Annotated in this window: 22 protein-coding genes and 3 pseudogenes; 12 read left to right on the top strand and 13 right to left on the bottom strand. The window is 57.5% G+C overall.

Going from position 1 to position 18796, the window contains the following annotated elements:
• Positions 1–6: 6 nt before the first annotated feature.
• Complete coding sequence (locus H4I92_RS12645; protein WP_077530932.1) at positions 7–711, bottom strand: HAD family hydrolase; 705 nt, start codon at positions 709–711, stop codon at positions 7–9.
• Positions 712–871: 160 nt separating this feature from the next.
• Between H4I92_RS12645 and H4I92_RS12640 the strand changes: the two genes are divergently transcribed.
• From H4I92_RS12640 to H4I92_RS12620, 5 genes are all read left to right on the top strand, one after another.
• On the top strand, positions 872–1798 hold the full coding sequence (locus H4I92_RS12640) for a homocysteine S-methyltransferase family protein (protein ID WP_077530931.1): 927 nt from the start codon (positions 872–874) through the stop codon (positions 1796–1798).
• Positions 1799–2006: 208 nt separating this feature from the next.
• On the top strand, positions 2007–2795 hold the full coding sequence (locus H4I92_RS12635) for an ABC transporter ATP-binding protein (protein WP_077530930.1): 789 nt from the start codon (positions 2007–2009) through the stop codon (positions 2793–2795).
• 90 nt (positions 2796–2885) lie between these two features.
• Positions 2886–3638, top strand: coding sequence for a transporter substrate-binding domain-containing protein (locus H4I92_RS12630; protein WP_077530929.1), 753 nt, complete (start codon positions 2886–2888; stop codon positions 3636–3638).
• Between the two features lie 18 nt (positions 3639–3656).
• Positions 3657–4361 carry an ABC transporter permease gene (locus tag H4I92_RS12625; protein WP_077530928.1) on the top strand — a complete coding sequence of 235 codons (705 nt, stop codon included), beginning with the start codon at positions 3657–3659 and terminating at the stop codon, positions 4359–4361.
• Between the two features lie 3 nt (positions 4362–4364).
• The gene (locus H4I92_RS12620) at positions 4365–5087 is read left to right on the top strand and encodes an ABC transporter permease (RefSeq protein ID WP_077530927.1); all 723 of its coding nucleotides are present in this window, start codon (positions 4365–4367) and stop codon (positions 5085–5087) included.
• A gap of 13 nt (positions 5088–5100) precedes the next feature.
• Here H4I92_RS12620 and H4I92_RS12615 read toward each other — a convergent pair whose 3' ends face one another.
• The 3 genes from H4I92_RS12615 to H4I92_RS12605 all read right to left on the bottom strand — a co-directional run bounded on the left by H4I92_RS12615 (position 5101) and on the right by H4I92_RS12605 (position 6577).
• Positions 5101–5586 (bottom strand): GNAT family N-acetyltransferase, encoded by a 486-nt coding sequence (locus H4I92_RS12615; RefSeq protein ID WP_218668210.1) that lies wholly within the window; start codon positions 5584–5586, stop codon positions 5101–5103.
• Between the two features lie 62 nt (positions 5587–5648).
• On the bottom strand, positions 5649–6053 hold the full coding sequence (locus H4I92_RS12610) for an MOSC domain-containing protein (protein ID WP_245800905.1): 405 nt from the start codon (positions 6051–6053) through the stop codon (positions 5649–5651).
• 143 nt (positions 6054–6196) lie between these two features.
• Entirely contained in the window at positions 6197–6577 is a 381-nt protein-coding gene (locus H4I92_RS12605) for a hypothetical protein (protein WP_218668285.1), read from the bottom strand.
• 52 nt (positions 6578–6629) lie between these two features.
• Here H4I92_RS12605 and H4I92_RS12600 point away from each other — a divergent pair, with 52 nt between their 5' ends.
• Together H4I92_RS12600 and H4I92_RS12595 are read left to right on the top strand one after the other, a co-directional pair.
• Complete coding sequence (locus H4I92_RS12600; RefSeq protein ID WP_077530924.1) at positions 6630–6917, top strand: hypothetical protein; 288 nt, start codon at positions 6630–6632, stop codon at positions 6915–6917.
• A gap of 31 nt (positions 6918–6948) precedes the next feature.
• Complete coding sequence (locus H4I92_RS12595; RefSeq protein WP_218668209.1) at positions 6949–7575, top strand: SOUL family heme-binding protein; 627 nt, start codon at positions 6949–6951, stop codon at positions 7573–7575.
• 11 nt (positions 7576–7586) lie between these two features.
• Here the strand turns inward: H4I92_RS12595 and H4I92_RS12590 are convergent, their stop codons facing one another.
• Positions 7587–9026: an aminotransferase-like domain-containing protein gene (locus H4I92_RS12590; protein ID WP_077530923.1), complete on the bottom strand. Its 1440-nt coding sequence runs from the start codon at positions 9024–9026 to the stop codon at positions 7587–7589.
• A gap of 150 nt (positions 9027–9176) precedes the next feature.
• Here H4I92_RS12590 and H4I92_RS12585 point away from each other — a divergent pair, with 150 nt between their 5' ends.
• The 4 genes from H4I92_RS12585 to H4I92_RS12570 all read left to right on the top strand — a co-directional run bounded on the left by H4I92_RS12585 (position 9177) and on the right by H4I92_RS12570 (position 12397).
• Positions 9177–9947 carry a class I SAM-dependent methyltransferase gene (locus H4I92_RS12585; protein ID WP_077530922.1) on the top strand — a complete coding sequence of 257 codons (771 nt, stop codon included), beginning with the start codon at positions 9177–9179 and terminating at the stop codon, positions 9945–9947.
• A 79-nt stretch (positions 9948–10026) separates the two neighbouring features.
• Entirely contained in the window at positions 10027–10851 is an 825-nt protein-coding gene (locus H4I92_RS12580) for an SAM-dependent methyltransferase (RefSeq protein ID WP_179105706.1), read from the top strand.
• A gap of 96 nt (positions 10852–10947) precedes the next feature.
• The gene (locus H4I92_RS12575) at positions 10948–12159 is read left to right on the top strand and encodes an enoyl-CoA hydratase (RefSeq protein ID WP_179105705.1); all 1212 of its coding nucleotides are present in this window, start codon (positions 10948–10950) and stop codon (positions 12157–12159) included.
• Positions 12160–12175: 16 nt separating this feature from the next.
• Positions 12176–12397 (top strand): hypothetical protein, encoded by a 222-nt coding sequence (locus tag H4I92_RS12570; RefSeq protein WP_077530920.1) that lies wholly within the window; start codon positions 12176–12178, stop codon positions 12395–12397.
• A 234-nt stretch (positions 12398–12631) separates the two neighbouring features.
• Here the strand turns inward: H4I92_RS12570 and H4I92_RS16925 are convergent.
• From H4I92_RS16925 to H4I92_RS12550, 6 genes and pseudogenes are all read right to left on the bottom strand, one after another.
• A pseudogene (locus H4I92_RS16925) lies at positions 12632–13195 on the bottom strand (transposase); the annotation flags it as partial.
• 2 nt (positions 13196–13197) lie between these two features.
• A pseudogene (locus H4I92_RS17180) lies at positions 13198–13515 on the bottom strand (IS1182 family transposase); the annotation flags it as partial.
• A gap of 80 nt (positions 13516–13595) precedes the next feature.
• A pseudogene (locus H4I92_RS17175) lies at positions 13596–14133 on the bottom strand (transposase); the annotation flags it as partial.
• Positions 14134–14270: 137 nt separating this feature from the next.
• On the bottom strand, positions 14271–14897 hold the full coding sequence (locus H4I92_RS12560) for a hypothetical protein (RefSeq protein WP_077530919.1): 627 nt from the start codon (positions 14895–14897) through the stop codon (positions 14271–14273).
• A gap of 74 nt (positions 14898–14971) precedes the next feature.
• Positions 14972–15397, bottom strand: coding sequence for a hypothetical protein (locus H4I92_RS12555; protein WP_143512683.1), 426 nt, complete (start codon positions 15395–15397; stop codon positions 14972–14974).
• 10 nt (positions 15398–15407) lie between these two features.
• On the bottom strand, positions 15408–15776 hold the full coding sequence (locus tag H4I92_RS12550) for a hypothetical protein (protein ID WP_143512681.1): 369 nt from the start codon (positions 15774–15776) through the stop codon (positions 15408–15410).
• 93 nt (positions 15777–15869) lie between these two features.
• Between H4I92_RS12550 and H4I92_RS12545 the strand changes: the two genes are divergently transcribed.
• Entirely contained in the window at positions 15870–16820 is a 951-nt protein-coding gene (locus tag H4I92_RS12545) for an IS5 family transposase (RefSeq protein WP_077528626.1), read from the top strand.
• A gap of 202 nt (positions 16821–17022) precedes the next feature.
• Here H4I92_RS12545 and H4I92_RS12540 read toward each other — a convergent pair whose 3' ends face one another.
• Entirely contained in the window at positions 17023–17862 is an 840-nt protein-coding gene (locus tag H4I92_RS12540; RefSeq protein WP_077530917.1) for a hypothetical protein, read from the bottom strand.
• 415 nt (positions 17863–18277) lie between these two features.
• A complete protein-coding gene (locus H4I92_RS12535) occupies positions 18278–18688 on the bottom strand; it encodes a type I restriction-modification system subunit M N-terminal domain-containing protein (RefSeq protein ID WP_077530916.1) in 411 nt (136 codons plus the stop codon).
• Positions 18689–18796: the final 108 nt, after the last annotated feature.

Below are 18796 nucleotides of genomic sequence, written 5' to 3'. Positions count from 1 at the left end.
TCCTACTCACAGCAGCTCCAGCTCGGGCTCCAAGCGTGCGAGTAATTCCGGAAGCTGATCCAGACTCCGGATCTCGTGATGGAACACCGGCGGCAGGTCCACCGGCCAGGGCGCACCGGTACGATTGAGCCAAACCGCACGCAGACCGTGCCGGGCAGCACCAGCAACATCCGTGAAAGGATCATCGCCCACATGGATCAGGCTCTGCATGGGGGTCCCCGTGCTGTCAGCCGCCGCCTCGAACATGAGGCGCTCAGGCTTCGCGGCGCCCACCTCGACAGCGGAAAGTGACGCCACGAAGTAATGGCCCATCCCAAGCCGATGCACATCGGCATTGCCGTTGGTCAGGGCGACCAGCGGCATACGCCCATGCAACCGCTCAAGGAGCGGCAATGCATCAGGGTAAAACTGTACTCGATGCCGTGCTTCCAGAAAGACTTCAAAAGCCTCTTCGGCAATCCGCCTCGGGAGGCCTGCGCCCTGCGCAGCATGCTCAAGGGTGCGAATTCGCAGGGCAGTCACATCATGTTTCAGCGAGGGATCCGATTCAACGAGATCAGCACGAAGAGCCCGCATTCGCTCGGGGGGATAGGCCGCGGCGACAGCTGGGTGGTGCGCCAGCAGGTAATCATGCAGGGCCCGCTCGGCCTGCTCAATGACGCCGTCCAGTTGCCATAGAGTCTCATCCAGATCGAGGCTTAATGCGGTCATTACAGTCTCCACGGGAAACGTCCAACTGGTCCAGTTTACGCCTGTATCGCGTGAAATGGATTCCGGATTTGATGAAATACCGCCCTTGAGCCTTTCCACGGAAAGGACTAGTGTCCAGAGACCGGTTCTTGTAGCCAAACCAACAACGGGATACCAAACAATGGCCTCAGAAAAAGAGCAGGTAGTACTTCTGGACGGCGGTATGGGCCAGGAACTCAGACGGCGCAGCACCCAGCCGGCCTCGCCGCTCTGGTCCGCCCAGGTCATGCTGGATGAGCCGGAGCTGGTCGTCGATGCTCACCGCGACTTCATCAATGCCGGTGCCCGCGTCATCACCCTCAATACTTACAGTGCAACGCCAACCCGGCTGGCCCGCGACGGTGAACCCGGGCTGTTTGAGCCACTGCACAGCGCCGCCCTGAACGCCGCCCGCAAGGCGCGCGACGAAAGCGGTGAGAATGTGCGGATCGCAGGATGTCTGCCGCCGCTGGTGGCGAGTTATCGACCGGAGGTTGCTCATGACGAAACCACCTGCCTCCATGAATACCGACAGATGGTCCAGGCTCAGAAAGCCGGTGGCGTCGATCTCTTTCTCTGCGAAACCATGTCCATTGCCCACGAGGCACGCGCGGCCACGACTGCGGCAGTAGAAAGCGGCCTGCCGGTATGGACGGCCTTCACTGTGGATGACACTGACGGCACCCGGTTGCGTTCCGGCGAGTCGCTGGCCGAGGCTGCACGGGAGGCCGTGAAAGCCGGGGCCGATGCCGTACTGGTCAACTGTGCGGTGCCGGAAGCGCTGACGACCGCCATGGATATACTGGCTGAGCTGGGCGTACCTTTCGGCGGCTATGCCAACGCCTTCACCTCCGTAGCGGCACTCGAGCCCGGTGGCACTGTTGACGTGCTGGAGGCACGCAAAGACCTGGATCCAGATGCCTATGCCGACCACGTTCTCCAGTGGGTTGAGAAGGGAGCGACCATCGTCGGCGGCTGCTGCGAGGTCGGCCCGGCCCATATCAAGGCACTGGCAGAGCGCCTGACCGGGGCGGGCTTCGGCATTCTGGATGGCGCTCAAAAGCCATGACCTGATTCCCGGCGGGCGAAAATGCTCCAGACTGAATGAGGTTGCCAGCGGTATCCGGGCTGCGCATACCGCACTTGACGTCACCACACTGATTGTGGATCTCGTCGATTCCGGACAGGCACGTGCTCATCATCCGTTCGCCAGGGCGCTATTGATTTTTGCCGCCACAGTCCGTAAAAAGCGCCTACCATGAACCCAGGAGCACGACATGGTCGATGACTGCGCCCCTCTCGTCTGCCGCGATATCCATAAATCCTTCGGTGACACGCCGGTTCTCAGTGGTCTGGATCTCGAGGCGCAGAAAGGCGATGTCGTTTCCATGATCGGCAGCTCCGGCTCCGGCAAGAGTACCTTCCTGCGCTGCCTCAACCTGCTGGAGACGCCCACCTCCGGGGAGGTCATCGTTCACGGGGAGCCCATCCAGTTCAAGCAGAATCGCAAGGGTATCCGGGTCCCGGCGGATCAGGGCCAGGTCGAGCGGATCCGCGCTCGCCTGTCCATGGTGTTCCAGAACTTCAACCTCTGGTCCCACATGACCGTACTGGAGAACATCATCGAGGCGCCGGTGCATGTTCTGAAAGTGCCGAAGAAGGAAGCCATCGAACGCGCGGAAGCCTATCTGGAGAAAGTGGGCATCCGTGAACGCAAGGACTATTACCCGGCCCAGATCTCAGGCGGGCAACAGCAACGGGCCGCCATCGCCCGGGCACTGGCGATGGAGCCGGAAGTCATGCTGTTCGATGAGCCAACCTCGGCACTGGATCCGGAACTCGTCGGGGATGTCCTGCGGGTGATGCAGAAGCTGGCCGAGGAAGGCCGCACCATGATCGTGGTCACCCATGAAATGGCTTTTGCCCGGGATGTGTGCAGCCAGGTCATGTTCCTGCATCAGGGCCGGATCGAGGAACAGGGCTCTCCGGAACAGGTCTTCAACAACCCGTCCTCAGAGCGCGTAAAGCAGTTCCTGGCTCCCAACTTCCAGAGATCGATCTTCTGATGTTTCCCGGGCTGGCCTGATCCTTGCTATCCTGCGCGCTTTTCGAACAATCACTCAACGTCTCAATCACAGAACCACGGAGTCACCACCATGAAACAATTCCTGATCGCCGCAGGCTGTATCCTTGCCATGGTGACCGGCTTGGCACAGGCCCAGGAGCGCCCGCTCCGCATCGCGTTTGACGTTCCCTACGAACCCTTTGAGTACAGGACGCCGGAAGGCGAACTGACCGGCTTCGAAGTGGAGCTTGCAGAAGCCATGTGCGAAGAGATGAACCGTGCGTGTGACTTCGTGGTTCAGGCCTGGGACGGCATGATTCCCGGCCTTATGGCGCGCAAGTACGACGCCATCATGTCCTCCATGTCGATCACCGAGCAGCGCGCGAAACGTGTACTGTTTTCCGAGCCCTATTACCGTACACCGGGTGGCTGGTTCGCGAAGAAAAGCACCAGCGTGGACGTGACCGACCGCTCTGCGATGGAAGGCAGGGTTGTCGGTGTGCAGCGCGGCACCACCATGGACAACTACGTGACCGAGAACCTGGGCAACATTGTTGAGGTCAAGCGCTATACCACCGCCGATGATATGAGGCTGGATCTTGAAAGCGACCGGCTCGACCTGGTGTTCGTGGATTACCCCGTGGGCGAGGAATACTTCCTTACCAAGGACAACTTCAAGGAAATCGGCGAACCGGTCAAGCTTGGCGAAGGCGTGGCGGTTGCCATGCGCAAGCGTGACAGGGAGCTGGCGAAGGAGATTAACGAGGCACTGGAAACGCTGAAGAACGATGGTACCTATGACACCATCATGAACCGCTATTTCGATTACAGCATCAAGATGTAGTAACGGATGGCCGCGTCCATGCTTGATTTCCACGGCTATGGCCCGGAGCTGCTCCGCGGTGCCATCGTCACCACAGAGCTGGCCTTCGCCTCCCTGGCGCTGGCCCTCGCCATGGGGCTGCTTGGTGCTTCCGCCAAGCTCTCCGGCAGCCGGGCAGCCAGGGGCGCTGCGACCTTCTACACCACGGTGATCCGCGGCATCCCCGACCTGGTTATGATGATGCTGTTCTACTACGGCGGCCAGGTTCTGATGAACCAACTGTCGGACTACCTCTATTACAACCACGGGATCGACTTCTTCGTTCAGTTCGACCCCTTCATGGCCGGTGTCCTGACCATCGGACTGATCTTCGGCGCCTACATGACGGAAACATTCCGGGGTGCCTTTCTTGCCGTCCCTACCGGTCAGATCGAGGCGGGACGCGCCTACGGCATGAACCGCTTCCAGGTCTTCTTCCGGATCATGTTCCCCCAGATGCTGCGCCATGCCCTGCCGGGCATCGGTAACAACTGGCAGGTACTGCTCAAGACCACGGCCCTGGTCTCGGTCATTGGCCTGTCGGATATGGTCCGCATCGCCGAGCAGGCCAGCAAGGCGGAGCATGCCCCGTTCAAGTTCTTCATTCCGGTTGCCGTTATGTACCTTTCCCTGACGGCAATCACCGAGCTGGCCATCAAGTGGCTCAACCGGCGCGCGAATGCCGGCGTCGTGGGAGGCATCTGAGCCATGCCCGAATTCCTTGCGGAGCTGCTCAACCAGAACGAGATCTTCAACGCCACCACGGTCATGCACTACTGGGGCGGGCTTGTCACGACGGTGCAGCTGGTGTTCCTGTCACTGGTCATCGGCCTGTTTCTGGCGGTCCCGCTGGCCATTCTGCGCACCATCAGGAATCCCTTCGTCTCTGGCCCGGTCTGGCTCTACACCTATATCTTCCGGGGTACGCCCCTGCTGATCCAGCTCTACATCATCTACTACGGGATCGGGCAGATCGAGGGCATCCAGGAAACATTCTGGTGGGATATCTTCCGGGATCCGTTCTACCCGGCGCTGCTGGCGTTCACCCTCAACACCGCTGCCTACACCACGGAAATCATCCGCGGCGCCCTGATGGCAACGCCCCAGGGCGAGGTCGAAGCAGCCAAGGCCTACGGCATGTCCTGGGCCCTGCGCATGCGCCGCATTGTCCTGCCCAGCGCCTTCCGCCGGGCGATCCAGGCCTATTCCAACGAGGTCATCTTCATGCTCCACGCCAGTGCTATCGCCAGCGTGGTCACCATTGTGGATCTGACCGGTGCCGCAAGGGATATCTACTCACGGTTCTACGCGCCGTTCACCGCGTTCGTTGCGGTTGCCCTTGTCTATATGGCCCTGACGTTCCTGATCGTCTATGGCTTCCGCCGTCTGGAGCAGCATCTTCTGAAACACCAGAGGCCCCTGAACCAGTAGCCCTGCCGCGGGCCTACGAACCGGCGGCAAAGTCCACCAGTGCCTGCCCTGCCAGACGGTAGTTCACCCACTCACTCTGTGGTTCCGCTCCAATAGACTCATAGAACCGTCTTGCCGGTTCATTCCAGTCCAGAACCGTCCATTCAAAGCGGCCGCAGCCCTTTGATACGGCGAACCGCGCGAGGTGCTTGAGCAGTGTTTTCCCGGCGCCACTGCCCCTGTACTCAGGAGACACATAAAGATCCTCAAGGTACAGACCATGCCGGCCGAGCCATGTCGAGAAATTGAAGAAATAGACCGCAAAGCCGATGGGCCTGCCAGCAATGCTGCAGATCACGGCTTCCGTGGTGGTTTCACTGCGGAACAGGGCATTTTCGATATCGGCCACCGTCGCCGATACCTCATGCTCTGCTTTCTCATAGATGGCGAGTTCCCTGACAAACCCCAGGATCAGGGTCGAGTCTTCAATGGTAGCCTGACGGATTTCGATCTCGGACAACGGTTGCTCCTGTGACCAACAGAACACTGCCACGACCCTGATCAAGTGGACCGCTGAGGGCATTATACTGCAAAGGGCTCGCGCCATAAGGCATCGCCCACCGCAATCTCCCCCTCTTCCAGGACGCGAGCAGTAATACCGCCGTGTCCACGCATGGCATTATAACCGCCCGGCCCGAGAAGCGACTCCATTTTACTGCATGGGTCACAGGGGCCCGTGTATTCCAGAAGCACCTCCCCGACACGGAACCACTTGCCCTTGAGGGCCAGGAGATTGATGCCGGACACCACAAGGTTACGTCGTAACGCCTCTGGCGCAACACTGTCATGGCCTGAACAGGAGGCAATGACGGGGAGATGCTCCGCCTGGATAAGGGTCACCTGACGACGGCTCGTTGACCGCCCCTTATACCGGTCGCCCTCAAGACCGCTACCCTGATAGACCCCGACCCGCGTAAGCGGTTCCATCGCTTCACCTCTGCCAGGACGAATTCCGATCCATTTGAGCTCGCCCACTTGAGGCAGCGTATCGAGAAGTGTTGCGAGAGATTTCGAGTCCGACATTATGGGCAAACTCCTCTTCCCGTGAGTACGTTGAACAGATTTGGCAACTAATCGTTCAGCACGGCTTCAACTGCGTCGACCAGTTCCGCGTCTGAGGGTAACACCCGACTGGGGAAACTGGCCGTCAACTTGCCTTCCGCATTCAGAACATACTTGTAGAAGTTCCACTCCGGCGCCCGCCCCCGGGACTGGATCATACTAAAAAGCGGATTCGCCTGATCGCCCGTAACGGATGTTGGAGCGACCATGGGGAACGTGACCCCATAGTTGACCCTGCATACATCGGCCGCATCCTGCTCAGTATCAGCCGCCTGGTTGAAGTCATCACTGGCGAAGCCCACCACCGCCAGGCCCTGATCCCGATAGCGCTGATGCAGATCCTCGAGCTCCCCCGAACTGACCTCTGAAGCCGCAACGGCTCGCCGTATTCACGACCAGCATTGGTTGCCCTCTGTAAGCCTTTTCATCAGTTCTGTCGTAATGCTTTGGGAACTGGTTCCGGATCAGGGCGACCCAGCAGTAAGCCTGTTCCAGCCGGGCCTGGTGAATACACCCGGCATACAGGATCACCTGAGCAAAGCCAGGCTTCTGGATCTACCGCACGCGGGATGGCTGAACCAGCGACTGAAGCGTGGTGACTGCATGAACGCAGAGCAGACTGCCAGTGTCCTCGCCCATACTTTGGACGAAGTCCCGATTATCGACTTCCACGGGCAGGTCTTTCATGGCGCGGATCTTGCGAAGGCGCTTTTTTTCTCGGCAAGCTGACCAAGAGTTCAACCCACTGGGAAGGTGCTTAATGGGTATCACACAGACATTCAGGCTGCTGGCATTACTCTGTCTCGGAGCCTTTCTTTCCGGGTGTGCCATGTTTGTTGAACAGCCCTCATACGAGATTGTGCGAAAAGACGGCGACTTTGAGCTGAGAGACTATGGCAGCGCCATTGTTGCCGAAACCCGGGTTGATGCCTCACTTGAGGAGGCCGGCGGCCAGGCGTTCGATAGGCTGTTCGGTTACATATCCGGTGAGAACAGGGTTGAAGCCAGTATCTCGATGACGTCACCGGTCACGCAGACAGCTGCCTCGGAAGAAATCGAAATGACCGCGCCCGTGGAGCAGTGGCAAACAGACTCGGGTTGGGCGGTCGCTTTTGTAATGCCGTCCTCTTACACACTTGAGACACTTCCAGAGCCAACAAACCCCAAGGTGACACTTAAGACCGTTCCCGCCCGCCGCGTTGCCGTGATTGAGTACTCGGGAACATGGAGCGAAAAACGTTTCCAGCGCCATTTGGATGAACTTGAGGAATGGATTGCGCAGGAGCGCCTGAAGATAGCAGGCCAACCAGTCTGGGCCCGCTATAATCCACCGTTCACGCCCTGGTTTCTGCGGCATAATGAAATCATGATCCCAGTCCAGAAATGATCCTGTGCTATTCATGCCACTGGTAAGAGCTCGCTGGCAAGTTCACCGACGCGCGCCAGAGCCCGTTCCAGACGCGCGTCCCGGGGCTGTGCGCAATTAAGCCGAATAAAGCGCTGGAACCTGCCCGTCGGGGAGAACATGGGCCCGGGCGCGATACTGATACGCTCTGCAAGCGCCCGGCGGTAGAGCTGGATGGCGTCGACGCTCTCGGGAAGTTCCACCCAGAGCACAAAACCACCCACTGGCCGGGTCGTACGGGTGCCTGCCGGAAAGTAGCGCGCCACGGCGCGCCGCATGGCCTCCACCGCCCGGGCATAGTCGCTGCGCACGCGGCGCAGGTAGCGATCATAGCCACCGCGTTCCAGAAAATCCGTCACGGCGAACCCAGGCCAGGCGGGGCTTGCCGCACTATAGGCATACTTGAGGTACTCCAGCCGGTCATGGAAACGTCCGGGCACCGCCCACCCCAGGCGCAATCCGGGCGAGAGCGTCTTGGAAAAAGAACCACAGTAGAGAACCCCACCACTGTTTTCATACGCCTTGGCCGCCCAGGGGCGCGGTGCCTGGAAGCTGAGATCGCCGTAGACGTCGTCCTCAATGAGCGGCACCTGCCGGGCCTCGCAGAGCTCCACCAGAGCCTGCTTGCGCTCGTCCGTCGCACAGTGCCCCAACGGGTTGCCGAAGTTGGGCATCACCATGACGGCGGCTACCGGCCATTGGTCGAGCGCCAGGGCGAGCGCCTCGGGCGCAATGCCCTCATCGGGATCCGTGGGAATCTCCAGCGTGCGCAGCCCCTGGGCTTCGATGGTTTGGAGAAGGCCGTAGAAAGTGGGTGACTCGATGGCGATCACGTCACCAGGATTGGCCACAGCCCGCAGTGACAGGGCAAGAGCCTCCTGGGCTCCATTGGTGATGATGATCTCCTCGGGCGCGTGCTGGCAGCCGGCATCGGCCATGCGCTGGGCGATCTGCTGGCGCAGCTCCGGCGGTCCGGGCGGAAAGGCGTATTCCAGAGCACGGTCGCCCCAGTTCCGCGCCACCCCGGCGAAACAGCGCTGCAGCGCATGGGCGGGCAGAAAGCTGGCGTGCGGCACCGCAGCGCCCAGGCGCACCTGGTCCGGTGCATTGGCCGCCTTGACCACCTGCAACACCAGCTCCTGCCCGGTCACCGCCGTGGGCGTGCTCTCCGGCGCGGACCGTTCCGGCGCCTCGGGTGGCTGCCAGGGGTGTTCCCGCACGTAATAGCCTGAGCGCGGGCGCGCCTCGATCAGCCCCCGGTCCTCCAGCAGCTGCTCAGCGGTGACGATGGTGGAGACACTGACTCCGAACTGCGCTGCCAGCTTGCGCATCCCCGGCAGGCGCGCTCCGGCGCCCCAGGTTCCCGCCTCGATCTGCGCTTCCAGGGCATTCGCCACCGTCTCGTAGCGCCAGGGTTCCGTTGCATCATTCATGGCAGTTACCGCCCCCTTCAATCGGTACAGTTCGCTTAAATGCAAAACTGTACCGATACATCAGTCTTCCATTGAATCTGTAATGATAACCGGATCAGCGCCAGACTACACCTCGTTGACGGAACGACCGTCGAAACCAACGGAGGTAAGATGACTATTCAGAATCTCGGAACCGGCAATCAATACGGCCAGTACACACCCGACTTCGTCGATTACTGGGACGACCTTGTGGGCTGGGAAGGCCGTAAGGCATCCGAAGGCGGCTTCTACGAGAAGCTACTCAAGGAAGCTGGCGCGAGCAACGTAGTGGATGTTGCCAGCGGCACCGGCTTCAACAGCATCAATCTGGCCCGTTCCGGCCTTGAGGTGACCGCCACTGACGGCTCGGAAAACATGCTCGCCCGCACACGCGAGAACGCCAGCAAGGTGGGCGTGACCTTCGCGCACAGCCAGGTGGCCGACTGGGTCAAGCTGGATGAGGAACTGGGCGAGGAACGCTTTGACGCCCTGGTGTGCCTGGGCAACTCCTTCACTCACCTGTTCGAGCACGAGGCCCGCGTGCAGGCCATGCAGGCTTTCTACAGGGTATTGCGCCCCGGTGGCATCATCATCATCGACCACCGCAACTATGACTCCATGCTCGACGGCGGCTACAGCTCCAAGCACGAGCACTACTACACCGGCAAGGGCGTAGAAGCCTATCCCGCCGAGCTGACATCAACCCTGGCGCGTTTCGAGTACAGATTCCCCGACGGCGCGCACTTCCAGCTCAACATGTTCCCGCTGCGCCAGGACTACATGTCGGAGCTTCTGGAACAGACCGGCTTTACCAACCTGACCCAATACGGCGACTTCGAACGGCCCTTCGACCGCAATGAAGTGGACTTCGTCCAGCAGGTAGCAATCAAGCCGAAAGCCTGAACACCCCTTCCGAGTTGACCACCCCGGGGCCTCATGCGCCCCGGTTTCACCGTCAATCCGAATGACCCGGAGAGGAACCATGAACACCGCGATTGAAGACGTGGTGGCGCAGACGCGCGACTACTATGACGGCGCCGCCAATGCCATCTACAAGGACATTTGGGGCGAGAACATCCACATGGGCCTGTTCGCGCACGCGGACGAAGACCTGCCCACAGCCATGGAGCGCACCAACCGCACCATGAGCGAAGACCTCGGGCTCGGCCCTGACGACCAGGTGCTGGACGTAGGCTGCGGCTACGGCGCCATGGCGCGCTACCTGGCGCGCGAGTACGGCTGCTCTGTACTTGCCACCAACATATCCGATAAGGAACTCGAATGGGGTCGTGAGCTCACCCGTGACGCCGGCCTCGACAGTAAGGTTGACTTCGCCTGGGCGGACTTCCACGCCCTGCCCTACGACGCCGAGAGCTTCTCCGTCTACTGGTCACAGGAAGCTTTCCTGCATGCAGCGGATAAACACAAGGTGTTGCAGGAGGCGCATCGTGTCCTCAAGCCCGGTGGCAAGCTGGTTTTTTCAGAGCTGCTGGTCCGGGCCGGTACACCGGAAGCCGACCGCCGGCGCATCTATGAGCGTGTGGGTGCGCCGGAAATGTGGGATGACAGCGACTACGAGCGCGCTATCAAAAACCTTGGCTTTACCATCCAGCGCCATGAGGACTGGTCGCTCAATGTTGCCCTGTCCTATGGCTGGGTACGATCCGAGCTGGAACGCCGGCGCGCGGAATTCGAGGAGCGCGTGGGCCGGGATGTGGTCGATGCCACCTCGCAGGCACTGCAGTTCTGGGTAGACCAGGCCGACGCCGACAGCATCGGCTGGGTGTACTACGTCGCGGAAAAATAGGCGGCGGAGCGCGGCGGTTCGGCGTTCCGCCGCGCCGACCTTGTGGCATTCCTGCCAAATGGCTAAGGTCGGGGAATGATCGGTGGGAGAGAACCTATGACGGATACCCGATACGGCGCCAAGTATTCCGATGCCTACATTCAGCAGCTTCTGGGATCAGTCAGACGCATTGCCATGGTGGGTGCCAGCGCTGACCCAGCCAAGCCAAGCAACGAGGTGCTGCAGTTCCTGACTGGCGCCGGGTACGAGGTGATACCGGTCAACCCCCGGCCGGATGTCACCGAAATCTGCGGCCTCAGAGTCTATCCCTCCCTGAAATTCATCGACCGGCCCGTGGATATGGTGGACGTTTTCCGGCCATCCGCAGAGCTGGTCGGCATCGCCCGTGAAGCTCAGGGTATCGGAGCGACAGTGCTCTGGGCACAACTCGGAATCCACGATGAAAAGGCTGAGCGCATTGCCGAACAGGGTGGCATGAAGGTGGTAATGGACCGGTGCCCCAAGATCGAACTGGCTGATCCCATTCTTCTGCGGGAAAGAACCAGCGAGGGCATCCTGCGCCTGACCCTGAATGATACCGAACGGCGCAATGCCCTCTCCATGGACATGCTGAAGCAGTTGCGGACGGCTCTGGAACAAGCCGCAGAGGATACCTCCGTCCGCGTTATCATCCTCTCAGCGAACGGTCGCGCATTCAGTGCCGGCCATGATCTGCGTGAGATGACACAGGCACGCCAGGCACCGGATGGCGGTCGAGCCTTCTTCGAGGAAACCATGGCTGCCTGCTGTGGTGTCATGCGGGGAATCGTTACCAACCCCAAACCGGTAATCGCCGAGGTGAATGGCGTTGCCACGGCGGCCGGCTGCCAGTTGGTTGCCAGCTGTGACCTCGCCTATGCCTCCCCTTCCGCCCGTTTCGCAACACCGGGTGTCTCGATCGGCCTGTTCTGTTCAACCCCGATGGTGGCGCTGTCCCGGAATGTTGGAAACAAGGCTGCCATGGAAATGCTCCTGACGGGGGAGATGATTGATGCGGAACGGGCGGCGGACATTGGCCTGATCAACCGGGCAGTACCGGAGGAACAGCTCAGTGACTACACTCTTGGGATTGCACAGACGATTGCCTCGAAATCCAGCATGACCCTGAAAACCGGCAAGGAGGCATTTTACCGGCAGCGGGAAATGTCGCTCGCCGAGGCGTATGAATACACTTCCAGGGTCATGGTCGATAATCTTATGACGCATGACGCGGAAGAAGGCATCAACGCGTTTATCGGGAAGCGTGAACCGCAGTGGTCGGATCAGTGAACAGAGAGGAATAACCATGCAGGTAGAGCAAGCGATTGATACACATGGCGCTGAAACCGTCTATCAAGCCGCTGCGCGGTATCTGGAAGGCGATTCCAACGCGCTCGCGGCCGTAGGGCTGGAAGTCGAGGAGCTGAACGAGGCGTGGCACATCCAGTCGACCGCCTGGCAATCAATGCCGCTGGAGGATCAGGCGGCGGTATACCTGGAGAGTTACAGGTCTTTAGCGGGCTGCTGACCGTTTATAGAACCGCCGTTTCCATTTTCTACAGTCTCAACGAGACTGTAGAAAAACCCGCTTCCGGGCGCAGTCCACAGCCTTCCTGATTGTTCGTTTCACCAGCTCATTCGCTGGTCCGATCATCTGGCACCGCTTCCGGTGTCCGGCTCCGTTTAGCCGAGTTCGCCAATGGGCGGCCTTAAAAAGGCCCGTCACAACCGGCTTCTGGCGGTACATTGCCGCCTCGCTGCCTTATGCCGCTAACTGCCCGTAGTTGGCCAGCTTCTCGATGTTGTGCACCAGGCAGTATAGCTGCCACTGCCCTTGGACCTTGCGCTTGCCGCGCAGACTGAACCGGTCCAGTCGCTTGGTCGTTCCGATATTGCCGAACACCGGTTCCACCACCGACATCCGGTGACTGTAGATGCGCTTGCCTTCGGGGCTGTCGACGCGATGTTTCATCCAGTCGGTGTAGTTCGGCGGGCGCTTGTGTTCCAGAGGGAAACTCACCTGTCGGCCAGCGCCGTGTCGGTGATCGGCGCTACGGGGATTGTGCATACATCGGTGTTTCTTCGGGCAAGGGCGACACTGGAGTAGGCGGCCTTCGAAGTAGGCTTTTGGGGTGCCGTTCTCATCTTCCCGGCTGCCCCGGTAACTGAGCCGGTTTCCTGCAGGGCAATCGCAGGTGAGGTTCACTGGATCGAAGTCGAATTCGCTAGCCGGGATAACCTCTTTCCATTGTGATGGGCTGGTGTTCTGGTGGCGTTTGCCGTATTTGGCCTTCTGTTCGGCGAAGGCCGGGTCGCGTTGGCGGAACCGGTGTCGGCGGTGACGATGGTGCCTTGTTGGAAAATATTGGCGTTGATGCCCAGTCGTCGGTAGCGTTGCTCCACGCGCTCGAGAACCGGCTTCAGGGTATGGTGCTCCTGGCCTTCGCCGAAGGCCTGGGCGTCAATGATGACCTGGTGCTTTTTATCCACCGTGGCTACGCCGTTGTAGCCCTGGATGGTGCCCTTGCCGGTGGTCATCTTGGCGCTTTCATTGTCCGTGATGTTGCTCTTCACTTCCTTGCTCCGCTTGCCCTGGCCCTTCCGTGGGCTCTGCGTCTTTAGGAAGCGGTCTATTTTGTTCTTCGCCTCATCCAGCGAGAGGATGGTCCTGGCCTCCCGGATCTGCTGATCGAGCTCGGCCTCCGTGGCGGCCTCATCCTGCTGGCGGTGTTCCTGGAGTCTATGGCGGATCAGCCGGCGCAGCTTATCCCGCTTATCGCCCAGTTCCTTGAAGGTGCCGGACCATTCCTTAGATGCATCCGAGGCCATCTTGCAGCCATCGATGGCGAACAGTTCGTTGCCCAAAAGGCCCTGTTCCTGACACACCAGAAGGACCTGCTCGAACAGCGCTTCGATCTCCTCCGCGTGGTTGCTCACGAACGCCGCCAGGGTGGTGAAGTGCGGCACCGTGTCGCAGGACAGGGCCTTGAAGAGGATGTTGGTCTCGCAGCACCACTGCATCTCGCGGCTGGAGGTGATGCCCTTGGAGTAGGCGAACAGGATGATCTTGAGAAGAATGGCCGGATCGTAGGCCAGTCGGCCTGTGTCTCCATTACGGTACTTGGGGTAAAAGACCGACAGATCCAGCTTGTGCTCGATCAGGTAATGGACGGCGTATTCGAAGGTCCCGGGCTGGAGCTGGTGGCGGTAGTTGATCACCACCATCGCGTCCTGGTCGTAGTTGTAGGGCTTGAAGCGGGGCATGCCAACGACTCCTTGTTGCTCGGGGCTAGCCTACCAAATCGGGGGTTTTTCTACAGTCTCAACGCCCGCCATCACCGGTGACAAAACCGGAGCGAAGCGGAGGGTTTGGCATCCGGTGCATGGCCTGGTTAGGGAGCTTACCACCCATGGTCCATATCCTGCCTGATGCTGAGATATTCTGAGATACCAGCTGATGCCCCTTCTAATATGATAGCCATGGCACCGATGACCTCGGAAAGATTGCGTAGATTAAGGCGAGGTATCTCGAGTTTCACAGACTTCTTCCCCGATAGATCCTTTGGATACCTGAACGACGTTGACCGCGGATCTGCCTTTTCAAATTCGGCTATCAGCTTACCCACAATTTTCAAATGTTCGCGATTTCCCTCTGGCCAAACTTCAAGCAAGATTTCTCGAGTTGGTTGCCACAACTTAGACAGACGATGCTCGGCCCCAGCCTCATGGGGTTTGTCTAGTAAACGGCGGCCATCTTCAAGCAGTGACTTGAGTCTTAATTCCAAATATTGACGGTAAAGAAAGACTATTGGGAACACCAACGAATCGCCTGTTCCGTTTCTGTTATTAACGCTTTCGACCAACGAATCAGCTGCTTCTTTGTACCCAACTATGTATAGCTCGGAAGCATCGTGGTACCAGTCTAGGCAGGCGTTCATCCACCAGTCGTCCGCCTCGGTGAACAGCTTGTCTTCAACATGGGGGAGTCTAATTTTGCCAGTTATGAGGTCTCGGAAATCGTCTGCCATGATTGACTCCCTAACGCTTTGCTCACCGGTAAATTGCGAGCGCAGCGAGTAATTTATCCGCGTGCAGCAACTTGTTAAGTCCTGAGCTTTTGACTACTGGTTTCAGCGACCAAACTATCGTAGCTATACGAATACAATAGTACCGATATGCTGAAACTTATTCCGATAATAATAGGCAGCCAAGAATTAATCAGGAAACAGAGAATTCCAAAACCGGCCATAAACGAGAGCACGCCCACCGTAAGCATCATCGAATGCAGGCGATCTGATTTGCTTGATGTAGCCTCAAAAATTTGGATATCCTTTGAAATCGCTGACGCACCAAGGAGCATAGGCATGGAAAATGAGAACAAAGACAACGCCACCCATTTTTGCGTCTGATCGGTGGGTAATCCAACAGTAAAAATGAATAAGCCTAGCGCAGCGGCAGCTGTGCCCCCACTCACCCATTGGAAAAATTTTGCCACTCTGATTTTATATATAAAGTCTATCGATTCCACGAGCTTCCTCCTAACATCCAAATATTACGCAAAATGTCGTATCCTTATCCAGAGCACCTAATACCACCAGCAGCAAAAATGAAAGGCCGAACCAGTATGCTGCTCCAGCACGAAGTGAATTCAAAAGACTTAAAGACGGATGCCTATTTTTACGGAGCAACTTTATGAAGCGCCGCCTCTTAATTGCTTCTGGAATATATAATATTCCTAGAAATACTAAAACCAACGATGCGTAGAACTGCGAACCTTCAAGCCCTACAACTGAAAGCGCTAAGGCAAAGCCCAAGACTCCGAAGATTTCATTCAAGAATAGGTACCAAGAGTTCATCCGTTGATCAATTTTTCGGCTGATCTCTTCATAATTTCTTTTGCTTGTCACGCACGACTCCTCTAAGATTTAAGGAACCTCTGAAAAAGCCCCCGGATTTGCGACAATAGCGCCAGAGCCACCAATCGGGAAGGTCTTCACGCCATGAGCCAGATCAGCTTTGCCGAAGCCGAATACCAGAACAAAAAGCGCAAGACCCGCCGCGAGAAGTTCCTGGAGCGCATGGATCAGCTGATCCCCTGGAAGAAGCTGGAGAACAAGGTTGCCCGCTACTATCCCAAGGGCGAGAACGGCCGCCGGCCGTATCCATTGCAGGTGATGCTTCGCATCCACTGCATGCAGCTGTTCTACAACCTTTCCGATCCAGCGATGGAAGACGAACTCTACGAGATCGAGTCCATGCGCCGCTTTGCCGGCCTGACCCTGGCCGATTCGATTCCGGACGAAACCACCATTCTCAACTTCCGCCATTTTCTGGAGCAGCACAACCTGGGCAAGGCGATGTTCAAGGAAGTGAACAAGCACCTGGAGCGCCAGGGCCTGATGCTGCGCGAAGGCAGCATCGTGGATGCCAGCATCATCTCCGCGCCCAGCTCGACCAAGAACAAAAGCGGCGAGAGGGATCCGGAAATGCACCAGACCCGCAAGGGCAACCAGTGGTATTTCGGAATGAAGATGCACACTGGTGTGGATGACGGTTTTGGGATGATCCATTCGCTGGAAGTGACTGCTGCCAATGAGCACGATCTCAATGCGGCTGGCGCGTTGCTCCACGGCGATGAAACACGGGTTTTTGGCGATTCCGGTTACCGGGGCATTGAGAAGCGCAAAGAGCACCGGCACCGGAACGTCGACTGGTTCATCGCCCGGCGCCCTGGTGTTACCCGACAGCTGGCGGAAGGCAGCAACCTTGCCAGGGCGGAAAAGATCAAGGCCAGTGTTCGGGCGAAGGTCGAGCATCCGTTTCGTACCATCAAGCGTCAGTTTGGTTACGCTAAGGTCCGCTACCGCGGCCTGGCGAAGAACGCCAATCGGCTTTACCTGTTGGCAGCGTTCAGCAACATGCTTGTCGGTGAACGATACCTCCCCGCGTAGGGGAAGTGTGTCCGGTGGCCGCCAAAAAGGCGTTAACCGGACAAAAGATGAACAAATAGACCGGGCATTTATCGCCGAAATCGGTTCATCTCCGGATCGAAATCGGGAATTGGCGTTCAAAACTGGTTATTCAGAGGTTCCTTAACGCCATTTGCAGTGGCCGGTTTGTTGCGCGCAGCGTGACAAGCCGAGCCGAGTAAGGCTATTTGTTAAGTGACTGATTGCCAAGTTTACGGAGAAGCACATGGATTGTTGCTAGGTAATAGTAAAACATCCAGCTTAGCCACAAGGCAGCATCATAGTTCGTTTTTTGCTGGTCATTGTGGTGACGAATACCAAAATTATTGGCCAGGTTAAAAAGATCCTTTTCATCTTTTTTGGTAAGGACAGACTTAACCTTGGGCCTTAGATACTCCAGTACATCCGCAAGATCACGGACGGCTTGCCTTCTGTCATCAATCGTTGACCCGTGCCTTCTATACTGTAAAACAGCGGAATTTACTCTAGCCTTTATGTTCTCATTGCTAGACGGTATATCTGCTTCGAAAATCGATTCAAAGCCCTTCTCGGGTTTGTGTAATATCTCACCTTGCGGGGAGAGCTCAAAAGCGCCCTTATACAAAGCTAATAGTTCGTTCATTTTTTGAGCAAACTCTGCTTCACCCTCAGACTTTCTGAATGTTTCCCAATGCATTCCACAACGAGCATAGTCATGAAATGTGCCATCTATCGGCTTTGATACTGTTTGGTAGAGGTACTCAATAAGGTCGAAAACATCATCCTCTTCCAAGTCGCCCAGGTTCGCTTCAATAGGCCATATCCCTTGCTTTCGAATCTTTAAGAGAATGTCCAACTCTACATCAGAGACTTTTCCAGGTACCTCGCCCATGTCAACACAACGCCAACCCAAGTACTCGTCAAAGTATCCCTCATCTTGGAAATTTCGAAATGAGCGGAAAAACAGGTCAAGAAACTCGGGAAACTCAAACCCCTCAGTATTCTTGTTTTTACCCGTTCGAACTGAGTAGAAAGTGTGTGCCATTCTTGTACCTAAGTAGACTTAATGCCAATGTTGAATGCATGGGCTATAACTCAGAAAAACTACTATTGACGCTCATACTTTAAAAGCCCCTCGTTGCGTGCCAGCCACTTCGGTACAACTACGACGTGCCGCCCATTACCAAGATCAAATATTTTATAGATTTGGGAGATCGGGAGAACATAGGACTCGCCGCAAAGACCTGCTTGGTAGAGGCTGCCGTATTCGAAATGACCGCCACTAACTTTATAGGAGCGTGACGTAGCACGCCTGATCATTACTTCGATCTCACAAGTTTCAGTCATATGCACTTAACAGGTAATGAATGGAATTCAGCGTTATCAATATTCCTGAATTCTAGATAACACCATCATCGCCAATACTTCAGTAACCTCAAAATCACTCCATAAACAACATGCTACCCCAGCGCGAGTCTCTTGCTGTGTAATCGTTTGAATTCCTGCCTTTGCGTATTCAATACCACTGTATTGGAGATGCGTTTCGGACTCAGATCCACGGCCGCGAATTCCTGGACGACCTGATACAGCAGGTTACCGCTCTCCAGCTGCTGGACGAAGTGCTCGAAGATGGGCCTGGCCTGGGCGCTGAACGAGTGTACGTAGCTCATCAGGTCTTCGCCGATCTGCGTGTCCAACAGGGACGCGAGGCTCAGAGGGGACCTGTTGTAGAACGGCTGGTCAGCGGCTCGGCCCAGCAGGGTGAACGGCAGGATGACGCGGCCGTACTGGGACTGCTTGAGGTCACCGCGCAGCAGATCGGCGATGGACCAGATGAAGGACGCAATCTCGGAGTGGTTTTCCGTGTTCATTCGGGCTCCATGCAGAGGGCCGCTGGATCAGTGCGAGCAACGGGATTCTGGGCGGCACCTGCGACAGGTGGTGTCGGAGGCATAGAAGCCGTTTGGGACTAAGGGTGT

The sequence above is a fragment of the Vreelandella halophila genome (genome assembly GCF_019903425.1).
Taxonomy (GTDB): Bacteria; Pseudomonadota; Gammaproteobacteria; order Pseudomonadales; family Oleiphilaceae; genus Halospina; species Halospina halophila.
Note: the sequence above shows the minus strand (reverse complement) of the source record. Positions and strands in the feature narration are given on the sequence as shown.

Bases quoted from the DNA above. Each gene is read 5' to 3' on its own strand.
- H4I92_RS12595 (WP_218668209.1), top strand. From the start codon at position 6,949: ATGGGTATCACACAGACATTCAGGCTGCTGGCATTACTCTGTCTCGGA.
- H4I92_RS12575 (WP_179105705.1), top strand. From the start codon at position 10,948: ATGACGGATACCCGATACGGCGCCAAGTATTCCGATGCCTACATTCAG.
- H4I92_RS12610 (WP_245800905.1), bottom strand. From the start codon at position 6,053: ATGGAACCGCTTACGCGGGTCGGGGTCTATCAGGGTAGCGGTCTTGAG.
- H4I92_RS12545 (WP_077528626.1), top strand. From the start codon at position 15,870: ATGAGCCAGATCAGCTTTGCCGAAGCCGAATACCAGAACAAAAAGCGC.
- H4I92_RS12535 (WP_077530916.1), bottom strand. From the start codon at position 18,688: ATGAACACGGAAAACCACTCCGAGATTGCGTCCTTCATCTGGTCCATC.
- H4I92_RS12580 (WP_179105706.1), top strand. From the start codon at position 10,027: ATGAACACCGCGATTGAAGACGTGGTGGCGCAGACGCGCGACTACTAT.
- H4I92_RS12585 (WP_077530922.1), top strand. From the start codon at position 9,177: ATGACTATTCAGAATCTCGGAACCGGCAATCAATACGGCCAGTACACA.
- H4I92_RS12635 (WP_077530930.1), top strand. From the start codon at position 2,007: ATGGTCGATGACTGCGCCCCTCTCGTCTGCCGCGATATCCATAAATCC.
- H4I92_RS12600 (WP_077530924.1), top strand. From the start codon at position 6,630: ATGCTTTGGGAACTGGTTCCGGATCAGGGCGACCCAGCAGTAAGCCTG.
- H4I92_RS12540 (WP_077530917.1), bottom strand. From the start codon at position 17,862: ATGGCACACACTTTCTACTCAGTTCGAACGGGTAAAAACAAGAATACT.
- H4I92_RS12640 (WP_077530931.1), top strand. From the start codon at position 872: ATGGCCTCAGAAAAAGAGCAGGTAGTACTTCTGGACGGCGGTATGGGC.
- H4I92_RS12630 (WP_077530929.1), top strand. From the start codon at position 2,886: ATGAAACAATTCCTGATCGCCGCAGGCTGTATCCTTGCCATGGTGACC.
- H4I92_RS12560 (WP_077530919.1), bottom strand. From the start codon at position 14,897: ATGGCAGACGATTTCCGAGACCTCATAACTGGCAAAATTAGACTCCCC.
- H4I92_RS12645 (WP_077530932.1), bottom strand. From the start codon at position 711: ATGACCGCATTAAGCCTCGATCTGGATGAGACTCTATGGCAACTGGAC.
- H4I92_RS12620 (WP_077530927.1), top strand. From the start codon at position 4,365: ATGCCCGAATTCCTTGCGGAGCTGCTCAACCAGAACGAGATCTTCAAC.
- H4I92_RS12570 (WP_077530920.1), top strand. From the start codon at position 12,176: ATGCAGGTAGAGCAAGCGATTGATACACATGGCGCTGAAACCGTCTAT.
- H4I92_RS12625 (WP_077530928.1), top strand. From the start codon at position 3,657: ATGCTTGATTTCCACGGCTATGGCCCGGAGCTGCTCCGCGGTGCCATC.
- H4I92_RS12590 (WP_077530923.1), bottom strand. From the start codon at position 9,026: ATGAATGATGCAACGGAACCCTGGCGCTACGAGACGGTGGCGAATGCC.